This is a genomic window from Dyadobacter sp. 3J3 (assembly GCF_009801115.1).
Lineage (GTDB): Bacteria > Bacteroidota > Bacteroidia > Cytophagales > Spirosomataceae > Dyadobacter.
This window is the reverse complement of the sequence record NZ_VTOL01000011.1, coordinates 59,425-84,146: the sequence shown is the minus strand read 5'-3', so window position 1 is coordinate 84,146 and position 24,722 is coordinate 59,425. Positions and strand designations below refer to the sequence as shown.

Annotated in this window: 19 protein-coding genes and 1 other RNA gene; 8 read left to right on the top strand and 12 right to left on the bottom strand. The window is 39.3% G+C overall.

Going from position 1 to position 24,722, the window contains the following annotated elements:
- Positions 1–424: 424 nt before the first annotated feature.
- Both FZF08_RS22495 and ssrA read right to left on the bottom strand, forming a co-directional pair.
- A complete protein-coding gene (locus tag FZF08_RS22495) occupies positions 425–853 on the bottom strand; it encodes a hypothetical protein (protein ID WP_159473697.1) in 429 nt (142 codons plus the stop codon).
- A 619-nt stretch (positions 854–1,472) separates the two neighbouring features.
- Positions 1,473–1,845: a transfer-messenger RNA gene (gene ssrA, locus FZF08_RS22490) on the bottom strand.
- A gap of 305 nt (positions 1,846–2,150) precedes the next feature.
- Here ssrA and FZF08_RS22485 point away from each other — a divergent pair.
- The 3 genes from FZF08_RS22485 to FZF08_RS22475 all read left to right on the top strand — a co-directional run bounded on the left by FZF08_RS22485 (position 2,151) and on the right by FZF08_RS22475 (position 4,820).
- Positions 2,151–3,386, top strand: coding sequence for a C40 family peptidase (locus FZF08_RS22485; protein ID WP_159473694.1), 1,236 nt, complete (start codon positions 2,151–2,153; stop codon positions 3,384–3,386).
- A 99-nt stretch (positions 3,387–3,485) separates the two neighbouring features.
- Complete coding sequence (gene hemF / locus FZF08_RS22480) at positions 3,486–4,403, top strand: oxygen-dependent coproporphyrinogen oxidase (RefSeq protein ID WP_159473691.1); 918 nt, start codon at positions 3,486–3,488, stop codon at positions 4,401–4,403.
- 30 nt (positions 4,404–4,433) lie between these two features.
- Positions 4,434–4,820, top strand: coding sequence for a hypothetical protein (locus FZF08_RS22475; protein ID WP_159473688.1), 387 nt, complete (start codon positions 4,434–4,436; stop codon positions 4,818–4,820).
- 23 nt (positions 4,821–4,843) lie between these two features.
- On the opposite strand, the gene FZF08_RS22470 is transcribed toward FZF08_RS22475, so the two are convergent.
- Positions 4,844–5,941, bottom strand: coding sequence for an o-succinylbenzoate synthase (locus FZF08_RS22470; RefSeq protein ID WP_159473685.1), 1,098 nt, complete (start codon positions 5,939–5,941; stop codon positions 4,844–4,846).
- 67 nt (positions 5,942–6,008) lie between these two features.
- On the opposite strand from FZF08_RS22470, the gene lpxK reads away from it, so the two are divergent.
- The 3 genes from lpxK to FZF08_RS22455 all read left to right on the top strand — a co-directional run bounded on the left by lpxK (position 6,009) and on the right by FZF08_RS22455 (position 12,098).
- A complete protein-coding gene (gene lpxK, locus FZF08_RS22465) occupies positions 6,009–7,040 on the top strand; it encodes a tetraacyldisaccharide 4'-kinase (protein ID WP_159473682.1) in 1,032 nt (343 codons plus the stop codon).
- A gap of 37 nt (positions 7,041–7,077) precedes the next feature.
- Positions 7,078–9,033: a putative porin gene (locus FZF08_RS22460; RefSeq protein WP_159473679.1), complete on the top strand. Its 1,956-nt coding sequence runs from the start codon at positions 7,078–7,080 to the stop codon at positions 9,031–9,033.
- Between the two features lie 146 nt (positions 9,034–9,179).
- On the top strand, positions 9,180–12,098 hold the full coding sequence (locus FZF08_RS22455) for a PD-(D/E)XK nuclease family protein (RefSeq protein WP_159473676.1): 2,919 nt from the start codon (positions 9,180–9,182) through the stop codon (positions 12,096–12,098).
- Positions 12,099–12,103: 5 nt separating this feature from the next.
- Here FZF08_RS22455 and FZF08_RS22450 read toward each other — a convergent pair whose 3' ends face one another.
- The 5 genes from FZF08_RS22450 to FZF08_RS22430 all read right to left on the bottom strand — a co-directional run bounded on the left by FZF08_RS22450 (position 12,104) and on the right by FZF08_RS22430 (position 15,593).
- Positions 12,104–12,304 (bottom strand): hypothetical protein, encoded by a 201-nt coding sequence (locus FZF08_RS22450; protein WP_159473673.1) that lies wholly within the window; start codon positions 12,302–12,304, stop codon positions 12,104–12,106.
- Positions 12,305–12,413: 109 nt separating this feature from the next.
- The gene (locus FZF08_RS22445) at positions 12,414–12,770 is read right to left on the bottom strand and encodes a DUF4174 domain-containing protein (protein ID WP_159473670.1); all 357 of its coding nucleotides are present in this window, start codon (positions 12,768–12,770) and stop codon (positions 12,414–12,416) included.
- Positions 12,771–12,835: 65 nt separating this feature from the next.
- Positions 12,836–13,867, bottom strand: a complete 1,032-nt coding sequence (locus FZF08_RS22440) for a PD-(D/E)XK nuclease family protein (RefSeq protein WP_159473667.1) — start codon at positions 13,865–13,867, stop codon at positions 12,836–12,838.
- A 164-nt stretch (positions 13,868–14,031) separates the two neighbouring features.
- Positions 14,032–14,508 (bottom strand): hypothetical protein, encoded by a 477-nt coding sequence (locus FZF08_RS22435; RefSeq protein WP_159473664.1) that lies wholly within the window; start codon positions 14,506–14,508, stop codon positions 14,032–14,034.
- Positions 14,509–14,639: 131 nt separating this feature from the next.
- Positions 14,640–15,593: a threonine/serine dehydratase gene (locus FZF08_RS22430; protein ID WP_159473661.1), complete on the bottom strand. Its 954-nt coding sequence runs from the start codon at positions 15,591–15,593 to the stop codon at positions 14,640–14,642.
- Positions 15,594–15,740: 147 nt separating this feature from the next.
- Here FZF08_RS22430 and FZF08_RS22425 point away from each other — a divergent pair, with 147 nt between their 5' ends.
- Positions 15,741–17,408: a fatty acid--CoA ligase gene (locus FZF08_RS22425; protein ID WP_159473658.1), complete on the top strand. Its 1,668-nt coding sequence runs from the start codon at positions 15,741–15,743 to the stop codon at positions 17,406–17,408.
- Positions 17,409–17,557: 149 nt separating this feature from the next.
- On the opposite strand, the gene FZF08_RS22420 is transcribed toward FZF08_RS22425, so the two are convergent.
- From FZF08_RS22420 to FZF08_RS22405, 4 genes are all read right to left on the bottom strand, one after another.
- Positions 17,558–18,844 (bottom strand): serine hydrolase, encoded by a 1,287-nt coding sequence (locus tag FZF08_RS22420; RefSeq protein ID WP_159473655.1) that lies wholly within the window; start codon positions 18,842–18,844, stop codon positions 17,558–17,560.
- 120 nt (positions 18,845–18,964) lie between these two features.
- The gene (locus FZF08_RS22415; protein WP_159473652.1) at positions 18,965–19,852 is read right to left on the bottom strand and encodes an OmpA family protein; all 888 of its coding nucleotides are present in this window, start codon (positions 19,850–19,852) and stop codon (positions 18,965–18,967) included.
- Positions 19,853–20,151: 299 nt separating this feature from the next.
- Entirely contained in the window at positions 20,152–20,898 is a 747-nt protein-coding gene (locus FZF08_RS22410) for a GLPGLI family protein (RefSeq protein ID WP_159473649.1), read from the bottom strand.
- Positions 20,899–20,979: 81 nt separating this feature from the next.
- Complete coding sequence (locus tag FZF08_RS22405; RefSeq protein ID WP_310590613.1) at positions 20,980–23,784, bottom strand: outer membrane beta-barrel family protein; 2,805 nt, start codon at positions 23,782–23,784, stop codon at positions 20,980–20,982.
- A gap of 358 nt (positions 23,785–24,142) precedes the next feature.
- Here FZF08_RS22405 and FZF08_RS22400 point away from each other — a divergent pair, with 358 nt between their 5' ends.
- Entirely contained in the window at positions 24,143–24,655 is a 513-nt protein-coding gene (locus FZF08_RS22400) for a metallophosphoesterase (protein ID WP_159473646.1), read from the top strand.
- The last annotated feature ends 67 nt before the right edge of the window (positions 24,656–24,722 follow it).

Here is a 24,722-nt window from a genome sequence, read left to right as displayed (position 1 = left end):
TATCCTTTACTGTCAACAATGTGGATACTGATCTTAAATCATCGATTACATGTGATTGTATTGGAATATTGAAATTCTGGTTCTCAAAAAAACTTTGCATGTTTTGTACATTGTGGTAAATTAGATTGCACAAAAGACGAGTACAACTAGTTTTGGACACATCTTTTGCATAATAATGTCATCACGGTACAAAATATTAGCAAACATAATATTGATTCTGCGCCCTGAACAGGCATTATACCATAAACATAAATTGCAATCAGGTATATTTCAATTATCAAATGGTAATAAAAAAATTATCTTTTGGTAACTGATATAATTTTTCCAGTATCCTAGTATTTTAAGTAACCGATTTTCTACGTTGTATATTTAGGAATAATACCTCAAAATATCAAACAATACTACAAATGCATCTTAGAAGCGACTATATGTTCACTCCATTACTCAAAGTTACAGTAGTTGCTAAAGTATGTCTGGCGATAGGTAAGGTAAGATTCTTTGTAATACCACAAATGTCAGCACACTCTTTCAAATAAGAATTAGTTTTGTGGTTACTCAAAACAGGAAGCACTAAATCTAACTTTACACATTCCGGATACATATTATATTTCTGAACTATTTCAAGTGCCTTACAAAGCATTGAAAGACGTGTTAGTGATTCCTTTTTTTGCTGTTGTGTCATGAGCCGTTCTTTCTCATCAACGTCCTTCAAAAGTTCGGAACGACTAAGTTGCTTTATAGCTACGTAAGCAAGCCCGGTGTAGCAGAATAAGACAAAAATATCACGTACTTGCGCGCCCCCTTCGATCTTAATGTTTATGCCAACAAGTATTTCCAGTTCTGCCTTTGTCAAAAACTCTTAACTTCTTTCACGCCGTGCTAAACCAGAAAAGGGCTCACGGTGTAACCAACCTCTTTTAACGCAGCTCAGCACTATTTTTTGAAATTTGAGAGATATTTCACTCTTTTCCAGAATCCATTAATTTTAGACGAGCTTGATGTACATGTTGTGTTGGGGTGTCAAGAAAGGCATTAAGTATTTTGGCATACTCTTTTATACCTGGCGGACGGCCAGAACCTGAATTTCAACAGATCACAGCCCATTTTCTTTTTGTGGAAATCTCGTTTGACCCACCATCGATGGTAATTCTAAGATAGATGAACCGCTCTCCCCCACTTTCGTTTTTTGCTGGTTTAGTTAAAATAATTACCCATGTTTTTTTCCATCACTTCTTAATATTCAGCACGAAACAAAGTTCGGATTCTACCCAAAAAAAACAAGATTAATCCAATCTAACACACTGAACAACAAATACTTAAATCAATTACAGCGGGCACTTTTTTGAGCTCAAACATACTACACGAATAGCACTTGAATTATGTGAATTTTTATAAGTTTTGATACCGTAGATGCAACAAAAAACCCTGTTTAAATGATTTAAACAGGGTTTTAAATAATTTGGAAGTGTATTTCGTGGAGACGGAGGGATTCGAACCCTCGTCCAGAACAGGGAAACCCTGCGCCTTCTACATGCTTATCCGCGATTAAATTTTCGAGCCAGACAAGGTTCACGGCGGACCCGCGTCTTGGCCTTAGGTCCTTGGGTCTCGTTGGATTTCCGTACCACTATTCCAACCAGCACTGATTTGCGACACCCCGGAGCCCAACCATCAGTGCGTAGGTTGGAGGGATGATGGCATTTGCTAAATCCTCCGGATTAGGCAGCCATGGCGTAAGTATTTTCGCCAGTTATTGTTTGAAAGGTATTATTTACGGGAGGTACCCCCAGCTCCCGACATGCTTACACACAGAATCCCAACCCGCTGTCAATTCCAGTCGCCCCCAAAAAGACGCAGAAAATAAACTGTGATAAATCACACGTTTGGCTGCTGGTATTAGACAAAAATCCCCTGTGTATGGTTCCTGATATTTTAACTACGTTAAGCCCGAATCTCTGATACTTTTCTAATTCAAAACATAAATCACTCGTTATCAACACCATTAATACTTTAACAAAATGTTAATTATTTCAAAAATTTCATCAAAATATTAAAATTGAAAGTACGTTTTGCTCTCTTCCATGTCCACAAACAGCTTTAAAGCTTGTATTATTTACCCTTATGTATTAGCTTACCTTTTAATTATCTATATGAAAAGCAATAAATTCTCTCTTTTCTTTTTGTTTCTTTTACCATTTATTTCAAATGGGCAAAATCAAACAATTTCCACAGATTCAATTCAAAATAAAAAAATATCCGATATAGCAGGAGCTATCACAAAACAATATGCACCTGATAAAAGAACGGCTATTTTCCAACTTCTGGCAGATAGTACAGGTAACAACTATTTTGAAACAACAGAACTTAAAGCAGCTCAAAAGTTTTCTGATTCTCTTGTAAAGGCGGGAATTAAAATTAAAACCCCGGTTCAGACGCTTCCAGCAAAAAGTTTGGGAGAAAAAATCTTCGCTCTTGTTAATCTTTCCGTCGTAAATATCCGCTCGAACCCTAAAAACGCGGCCGAACTTGCCACTCAAGCTTTGCTTGGAACGCCACTTGATATTTTGAAAAAGGATGGTTATTACTATCTCGTCCGCACTCCGGATGGATATATTTCCTGGCTGGATGCAGGAGCGATTTCGTTAAAGACAGCCGCTGAAATGGAAAGTTGGAAGCAAAAAGACAAGCTTGTCTTTATCGATGATTATGGCCACGCATTTGCTAATCCTGACCGAAAATCCCAAAGAGTTTCAGATTTGGTTATGGGAGATATTCTGGTTAGTGATAGTAAGCAGAAAGGGTTCTATAAAGTTATTTATCCTGATGGCCGAACTGCGTTTGTCCCGCATGAGCAAATGATAGATTATTCAAAATGGCTAAAAAAGCCTTCTCCAAACCCCGAGCAGATTATTGAGATTGCCAAAACGATGATCGGTGTCCCGTATTTGTGGGGTGGTACTTCTGTGAAAGGTGTGGATTGCAGCGGATTTACCAAAACTGCATTTTTTATGAATGGAATAGTAATTCCGCGCGACGCTTCGCAACAAGTGATGGTAGGTGAGACGGTTTCTGTATTACAAAATGGCCGGTTAAATCTGGAAGAAGCTTTGAAAAACTTAAAATCCGGTGATCTGATATTTTTTGCAAGCGGAAAAAATAAAACGCCTGATGCCCGTGTCACGCATGTCGCCCTGTATCTGGGAAATGGGGAATTTATTCATGCATCAGGGAATGTCAGGATTAGCAGTATGAAACCGGATGCCTTAAATTATGACGATTTCGAAACCCGTACGGTGGTCGCGGCACGCCGTTATCTTGGAAATGTAGGAACTACGGGAATCCAATCTATTGCGAAACATCCAGCCTACCTTGAAAATAATCCCTGAACTTTAAAAGTTCGTTTGATACAAATCCTTAAATTTGAAATGAGGTAATTCTGCTTTCAAATTTATCGTAATTTCGCCCCGCACAATTTCAGATTTATAATGACAGTTGAAGATATAGAAGGGTTTTTCAAACAATTACAAGATAACATTTGCGCGGCAATCGAAAAGGAGGACGGCGCAGGAAAATTCAAAGAAGACCTTTGGGAGCATCATTCCGGAGGGGGCGGACGAACCCGATTAATCCAGAACGGGAATATTATTGAAAAAGGAGGAGTGAATTTTTCCAGTGTGAAGGGTGAAGTTCATCCGCGCCTTCGCCAGCAAATGCAGCTCAATGAGACCGACGATTTTCATTTTACAGCCACAGGCGTATCGATCGTTATGCATCCTAAAAACCCTCTGGTTCCTATTATTCACATGAATGTGCGGTATTTTGAACTGAGCAATGGTACCTGCTGGTTTGGCGGCGGAATTGACCTAACACCACATTATGTGATTGAAGAAGATGCAAAAATTTTCCATACGCATTTAAAAACTGCCTGCGACAAACATCACCACGACTTTTATCCAAAATTTAAAACCTGGGCTGACGATTATTTTTTTATTCAGCATAGAAATGAAACCCGGGGAATCGGCGGTATCTTTTTCGATTATCTCAAACCGGATGAAGCAGGTTACGGAAGAAATTTATCGAAAAAAGAACTTTTTGCTTTTGTAAAAGAAATCGGAGAAAGCTTTGCCCCTGTTTATACGTCCTTCATGAAGAAACATCGCGACGCTTCTTTCACGGAGCAGCAAAAACAATGGCAATACCTTCGTCGCGGACGTTATGTGGAATTTAATCTGGTCTGGGATCGTGGAACAAAATTCGGACTGGAAACGAATGGTCGCACAGAATCGATTTTGATGAGTTTGCCGCCGCAGGCAAATTGGGAATATAATTTTATACCTGAGGAAGGTTCAGAAGAGGATATTACTTTAAAATTGCTAAGAAAAGGGGTTGATTGGGTTAATTGATTTTGTAATCCATAGCTTTAAGTTACAAAAATGGACTTCCACAAATCCTATCAGGAATTTATGCATCGGGAGCCCGATTTTCGGGTGACTTATCGATTTTACACTTTACAGGAAGGAGGAAGATGGTCGCCAGTCTATCAGGGATACAAACCTAACTTTTGGTACTTCCACGAAGACAATCACAAAGGTCTGCAATTTATGATATGGCCAGAATTCGAGAATGAGAAAGGTGATATTATTATGGAAAATAATATTCCTGTACCATTAGACGGCACCGCAAAAATGTGGATCATTAGCCCTGATTTCATTGATTACCACAAAGGAAAAATAATTATTGGAACGAAAGGATTTTTCAAGGAAGGCGCAAGAAACATTGCCGAATGTGAAGTAATAGAATTACTAAATATCAAAAGTTAAACTTCCTTGGAACTTAATAATTATCAACACCACGCTTCTTCATCCAGATCAATCTCCCAGGATTTCAATTGATCAAAAAACAAATATCCGTGATCCGTTTTAAGCGGAGATTCGATATTATTGTGATAAAGCTGGCCTGTCCCAAGTCCTTGTGGAAGCTGATTATCGAAGGAAGCAGTAAATTGAGCAATGGCATTCAAACCTATATTAGATTCCAGTGCGGAGGTCATCCACCAGCCAATTGAAAGTCTGTTAGCAATTTCGATCCAATCCTTACAATGTTGAAAACCACCGAGAAGCGTTGGTTTCAAAATGATAAAGGGTGGCTGCGTTTTTTTCAAAAGCGCAAACTTTTTCCTGTAATCAAATATCCCGATCAGTTCTTCATCCAAGGCAACCGGAATGGGAGAATTGGCACAAACTTCGGTTAATAAATCCAGTTGACCAGCTTTGATCGGCTGCTCAATAGAATGCAGTTGAAATTCAGAAAGACATTGTAATTTTGAATAAACCTCCTCAGGCTTGAATGCTCCATTAGCATCCACACGCAAGGTTATCTGCTCAGCCGAAAACCGCGAACGCACCGATTCCAGCACACGACATTCCTGTTCAAAATCGATGGCACCCACTTTCATTTTCAGCGTGGTATAACCCTGAGCAAGTTTTTCTTCAATCTGTTCTGTCATGTGATCAAAAGATCCCATCCAGATAAGTCCGTTCATCGGAATTCCTTTCTCTCCTTTGGAAAACGCATTTTTATATTGAATACGCTGCCCGCCATTCATAAAATCCAGCAAAGCCATTTCAATTCCGCACCTGATAGACGGTAAATGATCAGGAATAACCTGCTGTAAAATAATAGCAAGATTGAAGGGAAAAACATCCAGATCCAGCTGATTGAAAAGTTCGCAAACCTCGATCAGCTGTTCCCTGAAATCCGGAAGATCATCAAAACTTAGCCCGGGCAGCGGACCGCATTCGCCATATCCCTCAATGCCAGGTTGTTCTATGTCTGTCACCTTCAAAAGCCAGGAAGTTTTTTGTTTCAGCACCCCGCGAGACGTACCGGCCTCCATTCGAAAATGAAGTGTATAGGGTTGAAACACAATTCTTAAAGGCATATTTTATGGTGTCAGTTTTTTTTCGGGGAACAATATTAACCAAAAAATATGTAATTATGCAGATAAGATGGCAGAACATAATTGGATAAAAATAATATTGACACCTTTTTCACGGGTATATGGTTGGATAACCTTGCTACGGAATTTCCTCTATAACGTCAATATTTTCTCATCTCAAAAGGCTCCTCAATACACAATTTCCATTGGTAATATCACCGTAGGAGGAACAGGAAAAACACCTATGGTAGAGTATCTTACAAAAATTCTTGCAGCAAAATACCAGATTGCTGTATTAAGCAGAGGATACGGAAGAAAAACCAAAGGTTTGCTGTTTGCTGACGATAATTCTACGGCATCCGATATAGGAGACGAGCCTTTACAATATTTTTCAAAATTTGGCAAAAACATTATTGTTTCCGTTTGTGAAAATCGGGTAAAAGGTGCCTTTGCCATACACGAGAAGTTTCCTGAACGTAACCTGCTCCTGCTCGACGACGCCTATCAGCACCGGGCCATTCAGCGTGATATCAACATTTTATTAAGTGATTTCACCCGTCCGTTTTACCAAGATTTTCCCTTTCCCGCTGGCAGATTACGTGAAACAAGAAGCGGTGCAAAAAGAGCAGATGTCATTGTAGTCACCAAAAGTCCTGCTGAGTTGCCAGATACTGAAAAAGAAAAAATCAAACTTTCAATACAAAAATACAGTCGCCCGGAAGTATCAATTTTTTTTGCTTCCATCCGATATTCTGAGCCGCTTTCTTATACTTTGACCCCTGTTCTGTTAAAAAATGTTATAATCGCAGCCGGTATTGCCAATCCACAGCCCTTTACTATATATCTTCGAAGCAAGTATAACGTTGTAGAGGAAATTATTTTTCCTGATCATCACAATTACACGCCAACGGATTTGGAACATCTTATTAAGTACATAAAAAACGATACTTTTGTAGTAACTACTGAAAAGGATATGGTGAAGTTAAAACCACTTGCAGCCCAATCAGGTGTTTTGGATCGTTTTGCTTATTTGCCAATGGAGATAAATTTCGGAGCCGATACCGATCCATTTGATCACTGGATTACGAATCACACCTTGTAACCCTATCCCTAAAATCGGTGGAATTATAGAATCGTTTATGAGAATTTTATTATCTGTTGTTTTTCTTGTTTTATCAGGCTTTTTGCTTTTGCCAATTATAGCAACCGCCCAGGTCAAACTTCCCGGTGGTATCAATATGCCAGGCGGAGGTGGTGGAGGCTCAAAGGGAGGAAAAGGCCCACTTCTGGATGACAGCACGAAAACAATTTATGGCCCAAAAACTACGCTGCATTTTTATGAAAATGATATTATAAACAACCGTGATTCAGTGCGTTACCGTGTAGATACGCTGTTACCGGATTTTAATCGCTGGACTCCCGTGGACCGTTCTTATGGAAAACTTGTGGACCTGGGAAATACCGGAACTGCTACACGGAATTTATTTTTTCAGCCGCGTCAGGATATTGGCGCACAGCTTGGTATGCGCGCCTATGATCCCTATGCGATTCAGGAAGATGAGATTCAATATATTGATACGCACTCTCAATACACGGATCTGACGTACCGGTCTGGTGGAAGAAAAACAACGCTGGGGAAATTTGGCTACTCCCAGAATGTTAATCCGCGCTTTAATTTTGGTATGCAAGGCCAGCGCCTTACTTCCAATAAGCAATATGGAATTTACGGGGTCAATTCTGCGGCCTTGCTGGGACAAAACTGGACTTTCCTGTTGCAGGGACATTATTTTTCCAAAGACAGTAAATACCTGATCCTGGCTCATTACAGCCATTTGAACCAAAAAGTGCGTGAACAAGGTGGTGTAATACCCGACAACAGCGCGACGGGAGACGGAATTTACACCTATGATGGTCTGGCCAGAATAAGTGACGATGCCAATTCCTGGGAAAGGCGACACGTTTTCCATATCTACCAGCAGTATAAACTGGCAAACGGTTTTCAGGTTTTTACGCAAACAGATTATAAAAGTACAATCAACCGCTATACCGATAAGGTCGCGGAACGTGGCTTTAATAATGGTGTGTACCCCGTTTCACGCTATGATACCGCTAACATCCGCCAGGATATTTTCTACAAATTATTCGATAACAAAATTGGTATCAAAGGTACATTTTCGGGCTTTAATTATCGTGCTTACGTAAGACAGCGTTTGTATGGAATGAATGTGACCGGGCAGGAACCAAATACAGATGGGCATTTAACAATTGCATACCGGACCGGTCTTAAGTTTGATAACATTGTGGGCCTATGGCTGAGTTATTATCTTAAAGATTCAACGCAACATATCACCGCTGAGGCGGAACATTTACTGGGACGGGATTTTAAAGTAAAAGGAGAACTGGATACCAAATGGATCAAAGCAGGCTATCAGAGCATTTTCACCTCTCCCGACCTGATCGCACAAAACTATATTGGCAATAACTTTGCCTGGCAGAACAACTTTAAACTAACAGGAACAAACACCATTTACGGCTCGCTCCCGCTGAAAACCAGAAATATTCAACTTACGCCCGAAGTGCAATATAATCTAGTAAACAATTATGTTTACTATGATACGGCTTCTATTCCCCGTCAGCTCGGTAGTGTTTTTAATTTGCTAAAAATAGGCACCACCACCAACATTCATATGAATCGTTGGACTCTTTCCGGCATGGCTTATTATACAATTAATTCGAACGAAGATATCATTAGAATCCCAAAATATTTTGCAAGTGGTCAACTGACCTTTGATTTTACTTATGCAAAAGTATTATTCATTCAACTAGGGCTTTCAGCAATGTACCGTTCTTCTTATTTTGCTGATGCATACATGCCGATCACCCAGCAATTTCACTTGCAAGACTCCTTTGAAGTTAGGCAATATGTGGTTGCTGATATTTTTGCCAATATCCGGATTAAACGCATACGCCTTGCCTTTAAAATGGCTCATGTAAATCAGGGAATTGGCGGCCCAAAAGGATATTATCAAACGCCCGGATATCTGGGTTTGCGCCGTGCATTTTCTTTTGGGATCAACTGGCCGTTGTTTGATTAGCTTTTAGCTTTTATAGAGCTTCATTACGAAAAAGAGTTCATCCGGTTTTGGAAAAATTCAAATCCTTAGAATTAATTATTAAACTTACAAAGGGCTTAGTATCGAAAAGCTAAAAGCCAATCGCTAAAAGCAAATAGCTCCAAAAAATGCCTTCATTTCTTAACAAAGTTGCCTGTCATATTTTAGAAGAAAACGGTACGTCTCTCGACCGGATCACCATTGTTGTTCCGACAAGGCGCGCGGCGTTTTTCGTAATGCAGGAATTGGCAAATGAAACAACCAGGGCCATTATGAGCCCGAAAGTGGAGGCCGTTGATGACTTTGTTGAAAGTATCTGTACCCTGGAAATTGAAGATCCGGTTCACTTGTTTTTTGAATTATACGAGACTTTTAAAACCATAGATCCTGATGTCCAGTTTGACAGATTTATGGGTTGGGCATCAGTTTTACTAAGTGATCTTGATAAAATTGACCAGTATCTGGTCAACACAAATTATCTGTTCGATTATCTTTCCGAAGCAAAAGCGCTAACCCGCTGGCAGGAAAACCTGCCTGATGGTAAAACCTTAAAAAACAGCAATGGAAGCAAACAATACTTTTCTCTTTTTGAAAATATAAAAACGGTTTACAGCACGTTCCGTACCCGGCTTTTGAAAAACGGAAAAGCATACCGCGGTATGGCGTACCGACAGCTGGCCGAAGACGTTGACAACCTTTTGCTCCAACGAACGGATTATGACAAGATCTATTTTGCCGGATTTAATGCTTTTACTGAGTCTGAAAAAAAGGTTGTGACGGCCCTCGTAAAAGCAGGCCGGGCAGAAGTATTGTGGGATACGGACCAATACTACATGTCGGAAAATACCGGCGTGGAAGCTGGAAAAAGTTTGCGGGAATACCAGAAACTCAAAATCTTCGGAGACTGGAACTGGACGGAAGACAATCTGCTATCAACAAAAAAAGACATTACCGTTTACGGTGTTCCCAATGCAACACTTCAGACAAAAGTAGCCGGTCAGCTTTATGCGGCTATGAAAAAGGGCGACAACCCTTCTGAACCGGTAACTACTGCCATTGTATTGGCGGATGAAAACCTTTTGCTTCCGATGTTATATTCATTGGATGAGGGCGTTACGGACCTCAACATCACCATGGGTTTGTCACTGCGCAATTCCATGCTTTATACGCTGATCGACAGCGTTTTTGAGTTACAGCAAAACGTCGTTGAATTCCGGAACAAGAGCGGACGAAATATTCGCATTCCAAAATTCAATCATAAATCCATAAATAAAGTACTGAATCATCCTTTTATCCGTCATTACGAACACGCAGTTTTGCGGCCGTTGCTGACGGAGAAAACAAATACAATCATTCAGGAAACACTCTGGCAGATTACGGATGGAAACAGAGTTTATCTGAGTTCCGATGAGCTGATGGAATTGGGACAGGGAAATGCTTTGTTCAAAATACTTTTCACGCATTGGCCCAAAAATAATTCCAAGTTAGTGATCCAGACATTTTATGGTCTGATCGATATTTTGCGGGAAGTTTATAAGGAATATAAAAATGCTCTGGAAACGGAATATTTGTATCTTTTTTATACATTATTAAAACAATTTGAACAAACTCTGGAAGACCGGCCGGAAGTGATTACACTGAAAACGCTGCGTTCTTTTATGTTTGAACTGATACGTCAAACCCGGATTCCTTTTAGCGGCGAGCCCATCAGTTCTCTGCAAATTCTGGGAATGCTGGAAACCCGTGCACTGGATTTTGAAAGAATTATTATCCTTTCCGTAAATGAGGGCATAATTCCGCAAGCCAAACGCCAGAATTCGCTGATACCTTTTGATGCTGCACAAGCGGTTGGTTTGCCTACACACCAACATCAGGAGGCCGTTATGTCGTATCACTTTTACCGATTATTGCAGCGTGCTTCCGAAGTTCATATGCTTTACACCAGCACAAATGATGCACCGGGTGGAGGCGAAAAAAGTCGGTTTATCCAGCAGGTAGAATTTGAACTTGCTCAGTACAATCCGGCTATCACAATTGAAAATAAAACGGTTTCTTTCCAAACGGTTGCAAGTGAAAATCTTAACGAAGATGTTCCGAAGGATGCTGCCATGTTACAGGCGATTCGAAATTATCTCTCCGGGAAAGGCCTCTATCCTACCCATTTAAATGAGCTGATCCGCTGTTCCATGCAGTTTTATCTGAAACATATTGTTGGCGTGCAGGAAGCTGAGGACGTGGAAGAAGAGTTGGGAATGGACAAAATCGGGACATGGCTGCATGCTAGTCTGGAAAACATTGATCAGGCATTTTTCCTGAAAGAAAAAGATCCGTCGAACGATGAGATTAAAGTGGTTTTGAGAGAAGAATTTGACCGGTTATTTAAAGGTTATATCACGGATCTTGGATTGAACAAAATCTATTATGAAGTGGGTGAACAGCAGATTCTTACCTTTCTAAATCATCAAATAAAACAAACGCCAAGAAAGAAAATACTGGCAGCGGAACAACCCTTGCGAACCGAACTTCATCTTGTTTTACAAAACGAAAATACGCTGGTTAAGATCGGGGGAAAAATTGACCGGATCGAGCTTGATGAAAATGAATGGACACTTTATGTGATGGATTACAAAACGGGAAGTGTAGAACTTACCGGAAAACAAAAAGTGGCTGATCCGCTACGTAAGGAGGAAATCATCCTGACCGATCCTGACCGGAAAGCTGGTTATGTCCGACAACTTTGGATGTATGAATACCTGATGTACCGGAAAATGCAGGATGAAAAAGGTCTAAATATCGGCGGAAAAACGTATGAATTTGGACAATATCTGATCAAATCCGGATTTTATTCCTTCCGTGATCCGACAAACCTGATATCCAATCCGCTGGAATTGACGGAAGGTTTGGACCCCGTTCATTTTATCCAAAAATCAGAGCGGATATTAACAGAAATTCTGAACAATCTGCTTGACCCGACAATTCCTTTCAAAAAAACGGAGGATTTGAATGTCTGTACATATTGTGATTTTGTAGGAATCTGCGGAAGATAGTAATTTCAGGATTTCAACGTTTCAGGTTCGTTACCAAGAAGATAGCGTCTGCGAATATCGTTGATAAGGAATTTTTTCTGGGCTGTAAAACTGTCAGGGTGCATGGTCGAAAAAATGGTTTCCCATTCTAAAAACCTCACCTGATCCGCTTTTTTGAAAGCAGCACTATCAATCTTTTTTACTTTCAGATATTCTTCAAATTCCATTTACAATCTCCCAGGTATGGTATTTATAAGGCAAATTCAGAATTTAAAGGTACGGTAAATTGATCTGAAACCATTTTAAGAATTGAATTTTCTTAGGATTTGACTGATTTCAGTGCTTCCCAATCTCGCTTCTTCTCATCGGCATGGCGTCGATTTTTCCAAACAAATCCTGATGCAAAACGAAATTTCCTGAACGGTATTTCTCGCCTCCATCTCGCCCTATCAATATAAAAGTAAAAGAATCAGTTTCTTTAATTTTCCACTTTTTAAATTGATCGTTATTTTCTGATGACGGTTTGAAAGACATAACCTTGATATCACGATCCTTCATCCCGGCATCATTTTTCTCAAATTCCGCCAACTGTTTTTTAAGAAGGACTTCGCCATCATTTTTGTAGAAAAGTAATACTTGTCTTGGCTGATCCTGAATCATCAATAGGAAAATTAGTTGGAATAGAAATAGCATGTTTCGGATGTGGTTTTTCTTTTAAATAGAAAATATCATTCCAACGATAAAAACTCACTACCAGTCTAATTGTTTAAAACATAGCGGAGAAAGGCTTTGTATTTTTCTAATCCAATAACCACAGCCTCTTTGTCAATGATAGAATCATTTTCACCAAGCCATCCATCAATTTCAATAACAGCAACCGTCATTGCTTCACCAGTTCCTGGATACTTTGGTTTTTGAATTTCGCTTATTTCGAGCATCGCTGCTTTTTCAATAATTATCTTACCTAACTCATTTCTTAAATATCTTAACTTAACTCTATCTTTCTCACTGCCAGAGGTATTAATTTTAAAGCAAAGTTTTCCCTGTTCGATTTGCAAATAAACCGAATGGCCATACCATCTGTCGTTAATAGCAGGAATGAAATAGGCGTTCCAAAAACCTGATCCATCTCGACGATTCACAAAGCTCCAATTTAAATCTGAAAATTGAGTTTCTAAAAACTGATAAAATCCTATCCAACAATTCGGATTCTTGTCCCAACTACCAATTTGTTCGATTTGAAAGGCTTGATAGCTACTGTGAAGAGTAGATAATCGATTTCTGTAATCCGTGAAAATATTGTTAGTTATGTTTTTGTGCTTCTCCAACAAATCAAAAAAATCTTGTCTTTTAAAAAGATTAAATTCCTTTAAAATAATTAAGTCCATCGACACAGCAGATTCGCTTCCAGTTTTCAAGTAAATAAAAACAGGTATAAAATTATTATTTTCTGCATATTCTTCTCCTAACTTTTTGTATTTGAGTAATTGATCGCTGTGCTCAGTCGTAAATATTTTGTCTTCAATAATTAAATAATAATTCCCATTTAAAGTATAAATTTTAGCCCAAACATCGATATTTTTAAATTGTCTTCCAGCTTCAACTATTATAATTGAAGAAATCGAATCATTATATTGCTTTGAAATAAGTTGTTTAACAAAATCCTGTCCACAGGCGTGAAGTAAGGGATCATATTTTTCATTTTCAGGATCAGCCCACTTAATAAGCCAAACAATAAAAGCATCCTGATGTAATTCCTTGGTAGCAATGTCAAAAATATTGGGTATCATAAACGAGGAGTGTTAGTTGTAATTAACAGAAACATTATACAACCAAATTCTCCTTATAAAAGACAATTTCATTTTAAACATATTTATTTAGGAACTAAAATCACCCACAAAAAAGCCCGGCAGTAAATCTGCCAGGCTTCAAACATAATATCTTCAATCAATTTCTATTTCTTCTTAAATTCTAAATAGGACTCTTCCTTCGCACCGGTTGCTGAATTTGTATAATCAATGGTGATATTTAGCTGAGCCTTTCCAGCTGCATTTGTTACTTTGGTGGCAACGCCTTGGAGGCGCTGTCTTAAAGTACCAGGCGTAGTTTGCTGAACGTCAACAACTTCATCAATGGTAAAGCTATCCGCAGCTGTGGCTTTTATATCTATCAAGGGGAAAATCTGGACAAAACTTACTGAAGTTCCTGACGCAGTCACTTTTACGTTTTTTGTATAATTAATTGCCAGAACGTTCTTTTCGGTTGAAGTAATATCCCAATCCTGAACGGTTGTTACATTCCCATCAACCGTCGTGGTCGAATAACTTCCGACAAATTCCTGGGCAAAATCCGGATCCACAACAGCGTCCTTGTCCTTATCCTTACAGGAAACAAAAAATACCATCAGACATAAAACAAGTAATTTTTTCATGCTCAAAATTTAAGTATAGTTTATGATGCAAATGTAGATACACCGTTGTTACATTCCACATATAACGGTAATATTATCAAATATGCATAAGCATTAAAACAATTTTATTATTCCAAATTTAAATATCAGGATTAAAACGGCAATTTACCCAAATCCACATTTCCCCCTGAAATGATGATTCCCACCTTTTTACCTTTAAAAACGGCCCCATTTTTCAATATCGCCGCCAACACAACAGCTCCCGAAGGTTCAACAACGATCTTCATCCGTTCCCACATGAGTTGCATAGCTGCAATAATTTCTTCATCTGAAACGGTAAAAATATCTTTCACATATTTCCGGATAATTTCCAGCGTTTTATCACCCAAAGGCGTCATCAAACCATCCGCGATCGTTTTTACAAAAGGTGCTTTTTCTATTTTTCCGCTTTTAAAAGAAAGAACAGCATCAGCCGCGCCTTCCGGTTCGCCAGCAAAAATTTCGGTTTCCGGAGAAAAATAATGGGTTGATAAAGATGTTCCACTTAACAAACCGCCACCGCCAACCGGTGCAATAATCGCATCCAGTTTGAAGCCCAGATCCTCAATAAGTTCTTTGGAAGAAGTTGCCTGTCCCGCTATCACCTCGTAATTGTTGAACGGGTGGATGAAAGTCGCACCTGTATTTTCAACAATTTTGTCCACAGCGTCTTGTCGTTCTTCCGGTGTATTTTTACAAAAAGTAATTTCTGCTCCATATGCTTTTACGGCATTAATCTTCACCGACGGCGAATTTTCCGGCATAACGATGTAAGCTTTCGCTCCAACTTTTGCCGCCGCAAAGGCTATTGCCTGTGCATGATTTCCGGACGAATGCGTAGTAACACCGTTTTTCAATTGTTCCGCTGAAAGTGACAAAATTGCGTTAAGTCCACCGCGAGCTTTAAAAGCACCAATTTTCTGAAAGTTTTCGCATTTAAAATAAAGCTCCGCTCCCGACAATTGATTCAAAAATTGCGATGTCAGAATCGGCGTTCTGTGAATATAGGGGGTAATCAGTGTATGAGCCTTTTCAATAACTTCTTTTCCCGGAATACTTTCGCTCATGATATGATTTATGTTACGTTTTTTCTTTTATTTTTACAATAATCAATAAAGCTAAATTCAGAATTTGAAACAATATCGATTCTGGTTTGTACCCGACGATAACGCTTAACCAATATTTACGGACACAGCCTTAAAAGTACCAAAATTATGATTCAAACCCGATTAATACCGCGTACTTCCTCTGCATATGATTCTCCATTGCTGATAAAAACTTTGCTTGCCCAAACTTTAAAATATAATCCCCAGCGGGAAATTATATACAGGAACATTTTCCGGATGAATTATTTTGAGTTTAACCGTCGTGTCCGCCGGCTTGCCAATCTATTTTCAAATCTTGGTATTGAACCCGGAGATATGGTGGGTGTGATGGATTGGGATTCGCACCGGTATCTTGAATGCTTTTTCGCAGTTCCGGCTTATGGAGCGATTTTGCATACCATTAATGTCCGGCTATCTCCCGCCCAGATTTTATACACGATCAATCACGCCGAGGATAAAATTATTCTTGTCCATGAAGATTTCGCCCCGATACTGGAAGCGATTAAGGACAAGATCACGGTCGCTACCAGGTTTGTCATACTGAGTGATAAAGTTTATCAAGATAAGAATGCGGAGATCATAAAAACAGGCTTTCAAAACGAAGGTGAATATGAAAAACTGATCTCTGGCCAAAGTGAATTTTACGAATTTCCAGACTTTGACGAAAACACCTGGGCTACTACCTTTTATACAACCGGCACAACGGGAGAACCCAAAGGCGTTTATTTTTCCCACCGGCAATTGTTCTTGCACACGATGGGATTAATTTCTTATTTCTGTGGTTATCGGGCGCTTCCTTTTTCTGACCAGGATGTGTATATGCCGCTGACGCCGCTTTTTCATGTACACGCCTGGGGCTTTCCATTTGTAGCTACCATGCTGAATAATAAACAGGTGTATCCCGGTCGGTATGAACCGGATATGCTGGCGACATTACTTTCAGAACATCAGGTAACGCTGTCGCATTGCGTGCCGACAATCCTGAATATGGTCATTAATTGCGATGTTGCGAAAGTGACGGATCTTTCAAAATGGAAAGTTTTAATCGGAGGTTCTGCGCTGACAACCGGTTTGGCAAAAGCGGCAAGAGCGATGGGAATTACGGTTTCGGCCGGTTATGGAATGTCTGAAACCGCGCCGGTATTATCCGTTGCGCATTTAAATGAAGAGCAACAAAATCTCTCGGAAGAGGAAGAATTGCAATACCGGATAAAAGCAGGGAGAATTACGCCTTTTGTTGAGTTAAGGATTATGGACGATAAAGGTAATTTCCTTCCACATGATGGAAAATCCGTTGGTGAAATTGTTGGACGCGGACCGTGGATGACGCAAGGTTATTTTAAAGATCCTGAAAATTCGGAGAAACTTTGGGGTAACGGTTGGTTACATACGGGAGACGTCGGATCCATTGACTCAGCATATTATCTGACTATTTCAGACCGTGTAAAGGATGTAATTAAAACAGGTGGCGAGTGGGTCTCTTCACTCGATATTGAAAATTTACTATCGCAAATCGAAGGTGTAGGCGAAGTTGCGGTGGTAGGCTTGCCGGATGTCCGCTGGGGAGAACGTCCTCATGCTCTTATCGTCCCAAAGTCCGGTTTCCAGACTATTCTGACACCCGAAATAATTATAAATAAAATGCAAAAAGACGTAGAATCCGGAAAGATCAAAAAATGGTACGTCCCGGACCAGATTATTTTTGTTACCGAAATTCCTAAAACAAGTGTTGGGAAAATTGACAAGAAAAAGATCCGAAAGGAATTGAGTGCATAGAAAAAAGAAATCAGGATTTTGTAGAAATTCCCATTCCAACAAAATCCTGATTTCAACACCTGACAATAAATGACCATCTACTGACCACACCTGACAATAAAATGACCACTTCCTGACAATAAAGGACAATCCCTTGACTACCTCCCGACCTATTCAATAATCGCCTGATAAACCAGCACCTTAAATTTATCCTGCATTTCACCCCAAACCGAACTTGGATATTTTTGAGTCATGAGTAAGGCGGCAACCTTATTTTTTGGATCCGCCCAATAAGTAGTACCGAAAATGCCGCCCCAGTCAAAAGTTCCTACCGGAACAGGAATACGGGCCGCCTCTTTTTCAGTTGTTATGGAAAATCCAAGACCAAATTTATTTCTGCCTGCATTAACATCTCCTATCTGGTTCTGAGTCATTAAATGAACCGTAGCCGGACTTAAAATCCGTTTTCCATTGTACTGACCGCCGTTTAAAAAACTTTGCAGGAAAATGGCATAGTCAAAAGCCGTAGAAGTCAAACCGGCGCCACCCGCGTAAAACGTCCCGTTTTCATTTGGATAATCGTTATTGAAACCAGGTCTGTTTTCGGCTTTGATCGTTTTTCCTTCTTTGTCCTGCGTGTACAGTTTTGTCAAACGGTTTTTCTTATTTTCAGGTAGATAAAAATAAGTGTCTTTCATGCCCAAAGGCTCAAAAATTCTTTCCTTAAAAAAATCATTTAAAGACTTCCCCGACCAGATTTCTACAAGATAACCAAGCACATCCGAATTCAGTCCGTATGTCCACCGCTCACCGGGTTCATGAACAAGAGGCAATTTTCCAAGTTTCGGAATGACATCGGCAAGTTTATAATGAGGCGTTCCAATGCCGCTTGGTATATCATTTTTGGCATATATAGCAATCGCTTCCTTCGAACCAATGCTTGGATAACTGATCCCCGAAGTATGCGTTAACAACTGGCGAACAGTAATTTCACTTTTTGCCGGTTTGGTAGTATAGGTAGAATCCTTTTCATTGAATTTATCAAGTATCTGAGGATTTTTAAAAGAAGGAATATATTTCGAGATCGGATCGTCAAGCAAAAATTTCCCTTCTTCAAACAATATCATAGCCGCTGTGCTTGTAATCGCTTTTGTCTGAGAGGCAATCCGGAAAATAGCATCTTTTTTCAATGGCGTTTTAGTATCCCAGTCATCAGAACCAAACCCTTTGTAATAAACAATTTTACCATTCTTAACAATTATTGCAACAGAACCCGCAACCTGTTGTTTATCAACATATTCCTGCAATACTTTGTCAATTCTTTTAAGCCGTTCACTACTTACGCCTACACTTTCGGCAGAAGCTTCGACAAGCTGCTGGGCCAAAACCAGCCGTGCAGTGATAAGAAGAAGAAAAATAGTAGCTTTCCACGAGGTCAAAGAAAAAATCCGGGACATATAAGTAAGAATCGTTGGTTAAATTGAATAGCAAAATAGCACAAAAAATTCATAGTAAGGACAAAAAAAATAAGCCCGTCAAAAACTGACGGGCTTAAAGTCTCTCGTTCTAATATCTTCTTATTTACCCGCGTTTGGCGTATAAAGGTTAAAGAATTGATCCAATTTAGGCGTAATGATAATTTCAGTACGACGGTTCAGGCTGCGGTTTGCAGGAGAATCGTTAGAAACCTTTGGAAGATATTCTCCACGGCCACCAGCGATCAAACGAACCGGCTCAACACCATATTTCTTTTGAAGCGTACGAGCGACTGAAGTTGCACGCAAAACGCTCAAATCCCAGTTATCAGAGAATTTGTCTGTTGCGATAGGCACATTATCCGTGTGACCTTCGATAAGGATTTCAATTTCCTTGTAATCGTTAAGAATCTTGGCAACTTTGGCAAGCACTGTTTCAGCTTGTGTGTTGATTTGAGAACTTCCCGATTTGAAAAGCATTTTATCAGAAAGTGATACGTAAACCACTCCTTTTTTCACTTCAATCTGAACATCTTCATCGCTGACATCCTGTAATGACCTTTTCAGGTTCAAAACAAGCGCCATGTTGAGCGAATCTTTGCGTTGGATACTAGCATTCAAATCGCGGATCTGACCACCCTGAGCGTTCATCATTTCCAAAGATTTTTTGATACTTTCAGAACCTTCTTTGCTGATTACCGAAAGATCAGACATACGGTCAAGAAGACTATTGTTGTTCTTTTTAAGGAAATCAAGCTGATCCTGCAACTCTTTTAATTTACTATTTTTAGCAGTAAGATCGTCGTTTTTCAGTTTCAAATCGTTATTCAAACTTGCAGTTCTGCTATCACAATCGTTAAGATCAGCTCTTGCTTTATCTAATTGAATCTGAATTTCATTTGCTTTGTTTTGAACGGCCATCATTTTTTTCTTACTGGCGCATGAGCCCAGTACAAACAGCATAGCAACAGCTAGAAGTGTCTTTTTCATAATTATCAAGGGTTATACAAAAATTTAAAATTTGTTAAGTTCAACTTAGTTTAAAGAAGTGAGTTAAGAAAACCATGCCACGGCTCATTCAATTCTTTCCGGCACATAGATTACTTTGGATTTTCAAAAAAGGCCATCTACAACATAAAAAAAGCATTATCTCTGTTTTAGAAGAGATAATGCTGAGTATTTCAGTACTTTACCTGTCCTTTCAGACCGCAAAGGTATAAAAACAAAAAATTAATTCCTGCCTAATAATTATTTTTTATTCTGGTAATTAAGAAACGTTAACAAAACCGCTAGTATGGCATCGACCAAAACGGATTTCGATGCGATTTAATGCTATCCTTAATATGGGTTGACACCAGTGTGTTATACTGAGTTCCGTTAATTTTTTTTCCTTTGACTTTTTTGGGAACATTTAAATCTTCCGTGATAGCTTTCATCTCTATCTTAGTAGCAGTAACAACAAGAGCTCCGTCATTTACATCCAGTTCAAGAATCATACCGGGCAATCCTCCATACAAATCCGGACCAACCGATACCGGAATATTATCTGCAAACCACGCCGTTATTTTTTGATCTTTTATAGTATCCTCTGTAACCGCCATCATGCACATGTAGCCGTTTATTTCTTTTATCTTATTCATTATCTTCCAATTAGGAGCCCGTATTGAATCTTCTACAATATAAACCTTTCCAAACATTTCCAGTATATCGGTTCTCTTTTCACCTATCAGATCTCTATATACTTTATATTCTTGTTCACTCGACGACCAACCTCCATCATTCTCTTTTTGCTTTGCTTTGGTATAGAAGCTTTTGTCATCCTTAAAATAAAGCTTCATGTCCTGTTTATCCTCCTCATAATTTTTAATGGTCATTGCAACGCGGTCCTTTTCCTCAATGCTTAGATAAGTTAAGCGGGCGTAAATTTTGGACCAGTGCTGTACGCGCTCGTAAGATATTTCACCCTCCATTTTTTGCGCTTTGGAGGTAAAAGAAATAGAAGAGATTAGTAGAAATAAGATCGTGATCAGTCTCATATAATATCAGTTTTTATGGCTGTGGCTTGATAAAACTCAGCATCATCCACCAAATAAGCGGATGATGCGAAATTGTTTTTTTTAGAATCCGTTACTACGTTTTACCGATGCTGACATTCCCCGCATATTGTAGGTAAAACTCAGCATGTAATATCGTGATAATGTACGAACTCTCGACTCCGAATAATAATTTGACGTGGCGTTTTGTGTTATTCCAAGATTTCTCTTAAACACATCATTGGCTGTAAAACGAATTTCTCCTCTTTTGTTTTTCAACACAATTCTGGCAACCGAAAGATTAAGAATCGGTTGTTTCTGGCTAAAACCAAACTGATTGTTTGCATAGGTATTGAAGTTCAGCTTAGCATTGAAATAAATTTCTTTGGGAAACTTGACGTTCATATCGCCGCTATAATTTGCGCTGAGTACTTTTTGGTTCTGACTGGAATTGATGGAATAACTTGTATTGGCAATGTTCCAGTAGGCATTCGTGTAAAATGTAAAAATGTCGCTTGGAGTAAAATCAAGACGGGTACCGAAATTATATGAGTCCGTTTTTGTCTTGTTGATTACATTATTTATATAAATCGGGTTTTGACTAAAATTAAAACCGGTGTTCAGTCCCATTGTCAATTTTGTCTTTATGAGCGGATATGAAACACCAATACTACTGCCATAGCTAACCCCACCAGTCACATTCATCGGTTTGGTTGTTGTAACCAGATTGGCATCAATCGTTTTATTATAAACAATCTGGTCTACATAATAATTGTACTGCGCATTCACGAAGAGATATGTAAAATTTGCCGGATTGAAAAATTGATAACCACCATAAATGTTGTGCCTTAACTCTGGTGTCAGATTTGGATTCCCAACAACTATATTCAAAGGATTACTATTGTCAACAACAGGCTGCAAATCCTTTATGGAAGGTTCCTGAATACCTTGCATATATTCCATATACAAATACCGGTTTCTTTTTAAATCATAATTCAGCGAAACACTCGGTACAATTTTGAAATATGTCCGGTTCACTTTCGTAAAATCTGTCGAGGTCTGGTCCTGAGCAAATTCCCCTTTCAGATCAAATTGTTGTGCGGCTCCTCCAATAGACACATTCAGTCCATTATTGGAATATCTCATACTCGTCCCGATTCGGTTGTAATTAATGTCATTGGTATAATATCGGGTCAATAATTGATTTATTTCCAGACCACTGTCTTTTACATCAAACACATTTCTATCCACCTTATCTTTTCTAAGACTGAAATTATAAAACGTTTCCCATGAAAATTTCTTTGCAAATGGCTCTATAAAAGACAAGCTTCCTTTTAGCTGATTACGATCGCTCTTTGTTTTATTTTGCTGATTTATAGCGCTGTTTTGACTTGGGTCAAGAAAAAATTCATTGACCGAATTCTGGTTCGAACTTCCATCTGAATTGTTGATATTGTAACCAACACTCGCAGCAAAATTCCTTCCTTTTTTCTTGAATTTATGCCGGTACAAAAGCAGGTTTGACATGGCAAACGAGTTATAGACACTGCTGTTGTTTATTGTAGAGCGGTTTGTTGTATCACCACTATTGTAGTATTGCTGAAAACTGTCATAGTCGCTATCACCATTATTGATCCTGGAATTACTGATCAGTGTTATCGTGTTTAACGAATCCAGCACTTTTTCAATTCGCAAACTTGGTCTGTGATTTCCACTGAATGCATTTGTTTTGTTGACATCTGTGGATTTATACGTTGTATTATTTAAAAAATTATCCCGGCTCGACATCACATCCGTCAAAGCGTCCGTTGAATTATAAAAATAACTCGCACTTACTTTTGTCTTCTTTGTATCGAAGTTATAGTTTCCGCCGCCAGCCCAGTTTTTTGTAAAACCCTGAGAATTACTACCACCCCAATTAGGCTGAATTGTGATGGACTCTCCGTCCGAACTAAAACGGTTACCGCCACCAAATCCAAAATCACCATCATCACCCCAGTTAAATGATTGGCTGCCTTTGAAATCCTGATAATCATTTCGGGCAATTCCGGATTGATTGGTATTGTTTCCAAAACCTAAAACCGAGAATTGTTGCTTGTCATCAAAGCGGTTGTAGCTGACTTTCCCTTCAAGCCTGGAATCCGTCCCTACCCCGGCAATCGCCTTTCCAAAACCACCTTTTTTGTGACTGTCTTTCAATTCCAGATTGACTGTTTTTTCTCGCTTTCCATCATCCACGCCGGTGGCTTTCGACTGCTCCGTTTTTCCATTAAATACCTGGACTTTATTGATCGCCTCAGCAGGAAGGTTTTTGGTTGCCATTTTTGGGTCATCACCAAAAAAACGCTTACCATCTACCGTTACACGTTTCACGGTTTCGCCTTGTGCTTTGATATTTCCATCTCCATCCACCTGCATACCCGGCAGCTTCCGTAGCAGATCTTCAACCGTCGCTCCCGGCGGCACTTTGAACGCCCTCGGGTCATATTCAACGGTATCGCCGCGAATACTCAATGGAGCTCTGGCCGTTTTGATAACTACCTCATACAGATCCTGATTCAGGAATTTCATTCCAAGCTTACCAAGATTAATAACCTCGCCATCGTTCGGAATAACGTGCTGTTGATAAGGCAAATAACCAACGTAAGAAACTTTTAAGAGGTAAGAAATTCGTTTAAGATTTTTAAATTCAAAAGAACCGTCTTTGGCAGCTCTTCCAAAGTTGACAAGGGAAGAATCTTTAGGCATCAGCAACATGACCGTGGCTTCCGGCAATCCGTTGCCGGACGTATCCGTGACAATTCCTTTCATTGAGAAGCGGCCTGTACTTTGCGCAAACGAGGCGTAAGTAATAAGACTGCAACATAGCAGTAGTAAGATTTTTTTCAAGGCTAAGTAATTTAAATTAATGTGAGTATGTAAAGGAAAGCTTTATAAAGATTGGGTTGTGCAATATTATAAAATCAAGATATATTTTACAACTAATAGATTAGTTTTTAACACAATTTGTTACCGATATTTTACTTTTTAACCTTTATTAAGAAAAACACGCATTTTTAATTATACAAAATATACCATACCGGTTACATAAAAATTATTAAAATAATAATTCCTTAATTTGCAGACTTTTTCTGTCAGCCGGGAACTTTCATTTCAACAGGAATTTCTCAAAGCGAGGTCAGGAAAACAAGCTAGTGCCATTTTACATTATCAATAAAAGACGCGTTCCGTTTACAATTAATACCAAATGAAAAGTATAGGTTTGCTTTCTGACACACATGGATATCTGGATCCGCGCATCATGGAATATTTTGCCAATTGCGATGAAATTTGGCATGCAGGGGATATCGGTTCCGTGGAAATTATAGATCAGCTGGAAGCTTTCAAACCAGTCAGGATTGTGTATGGCAATATTGATAATAAGGCCATCCAGGTGCGTTGTCAGGAAAATTTACATTTTGAGCTGGAAGGTTTCCGAGTCTGGATGACGCACATTGGCGGGGCGCCACCGCGATATAACCCTGTGGTTTTATCCACTTTAAGAACTGAAACACCGGATATCTTTATCTGCGGACATTCGCATATTCTCCGGGTTATCCGGGATAAGGAGTTGAAAAATATGCTTTACATCAATCCCGGTGCCGCCGGAAGAGAAGGTTTCCACAAGATCAGAACGTTACTTCGTTTCAATCTTCACGAAGGTTTGATAAGCCAGATGGAGGTGATTGAGTTGGGGAAACGGGGTGCGATTGAAGCCTAAATTCTGAGTCTAGTAAGTATAAAAAAATGAGAGGAGTCAACAGAGATATACTGTTAATTCCTCTCAC

Coding starts and splice junctions, on each gene's coding strand:
- FZF08_RS22485 (WP_159473694.1), top strand. CDS start 2,151: ATGAAAAGCAATAAATTCTCTCTTTTCTTTTTGTTTCTTTTACCATTT.
- hemF (WP_159473691.1), top strand. CDS start 3,486: ATGACAGTTGAAGATATAGAAGGGTTTTTCAAACAATTACAAGATAAC.
- FZF08_RS22475 (WP_159473688.1), top strand. CDS start 4,434: ATGGACTTCCACAAATCCTATCAGGAATTTATGCATCGGGAGCCCGAT.
- FZF08_RS22470 (WP_159473685.1), bottom strand. CDS start 5,941: ATGCCTTTAAGAATTGTGTTTCAACCCTATACACTTCATTTTCGAATG.
- lpxK (WP_159473682.1), top strand. CDS start 6,009: ATGGCAGAACATAATTGGATAAAAATAATATTGACACCTTTTTCACGG.
- FZF08_RS22460 (WP_159473679.1), top strand. CDS start 7,078: ATGAGAATTTTATTATCTGTTGTTTTTCTTGTTTTATCAGGCTTTTTG.
- FZF08_RS22455 (WP_159473676.1), top strand. CDS start 9,180: ATGCCTTCATTTCTTAACAAAGTTGCCTGTCATATTTTAGAAGAAAAC.
- FZF08_RS22450 (WP_159473673.1), bottom strand. CDS start 12,304: ATGGAATTTGAAGAATATCTGAAAGTAAAAAAGATTGATAGTGCTGCT.
- FZF08_RS22445 (WP_159473670.1), bottom strand. CDS start 12,770: ATGCTATTTCTATTCCAACTAATTTTCCTATTGATGATTCAGGATCAG.
- FZF08_RS22440 (WP_159473667.1), bottom strand. CDS start 13,867: ATGATACCCAATATTTTTGACATTGCTACCAAGGAATTACATCAGGAT.
- FZF08_RS22435 (WP_159473664.1), bottom strand. CDS start 14,508: ATGAAAAAATTACTTGTTTTATGTCTGATGGTATTTTTTGTTTCCTGT.
- FZF08_RS22430 (WP_159473661.1), bottom strand. CDS start 15,593: ATGAGCGAAAGTATTCCGGGAAAAGAAGTTATTGAAAAGGCTCATACA.
- FZF08_RS22425 (WP_159473658.1), top strand. CDS start 15,741: ATGATTCAAACCCGATTAATACCGCGTACTTCCTCTGCATATGATTCT.
- FZF08_RS22420 (WP_159473655.1), bottom strand. CDS start 18,844: ATGTCCCGGATTTTTTCTTTGACCTCGTGGAAAGCTACTATTTTTCTT.
- FZF08_RS22415 (WP_159473652.1), bottom strand. CDS start 19,852: ATGAAAAAGACACTTCTAGCTGTTGCTATGCTGTTTGTACTGGGCTCA.
- FZF08_RS22410 (WP_159473649.1), bottom strand. CDS start 20,898: ATGAGACTGATCACGATCTTATTTCTACTAATCTCTTCTATTTCTTTT.
- FZF08_RS22400 (WP_159473646.1), top strand. CDS start 24,143: ATGAAAAGTATAGGTTTGCTTTCTGACACACATGGATATCTGGATCCG.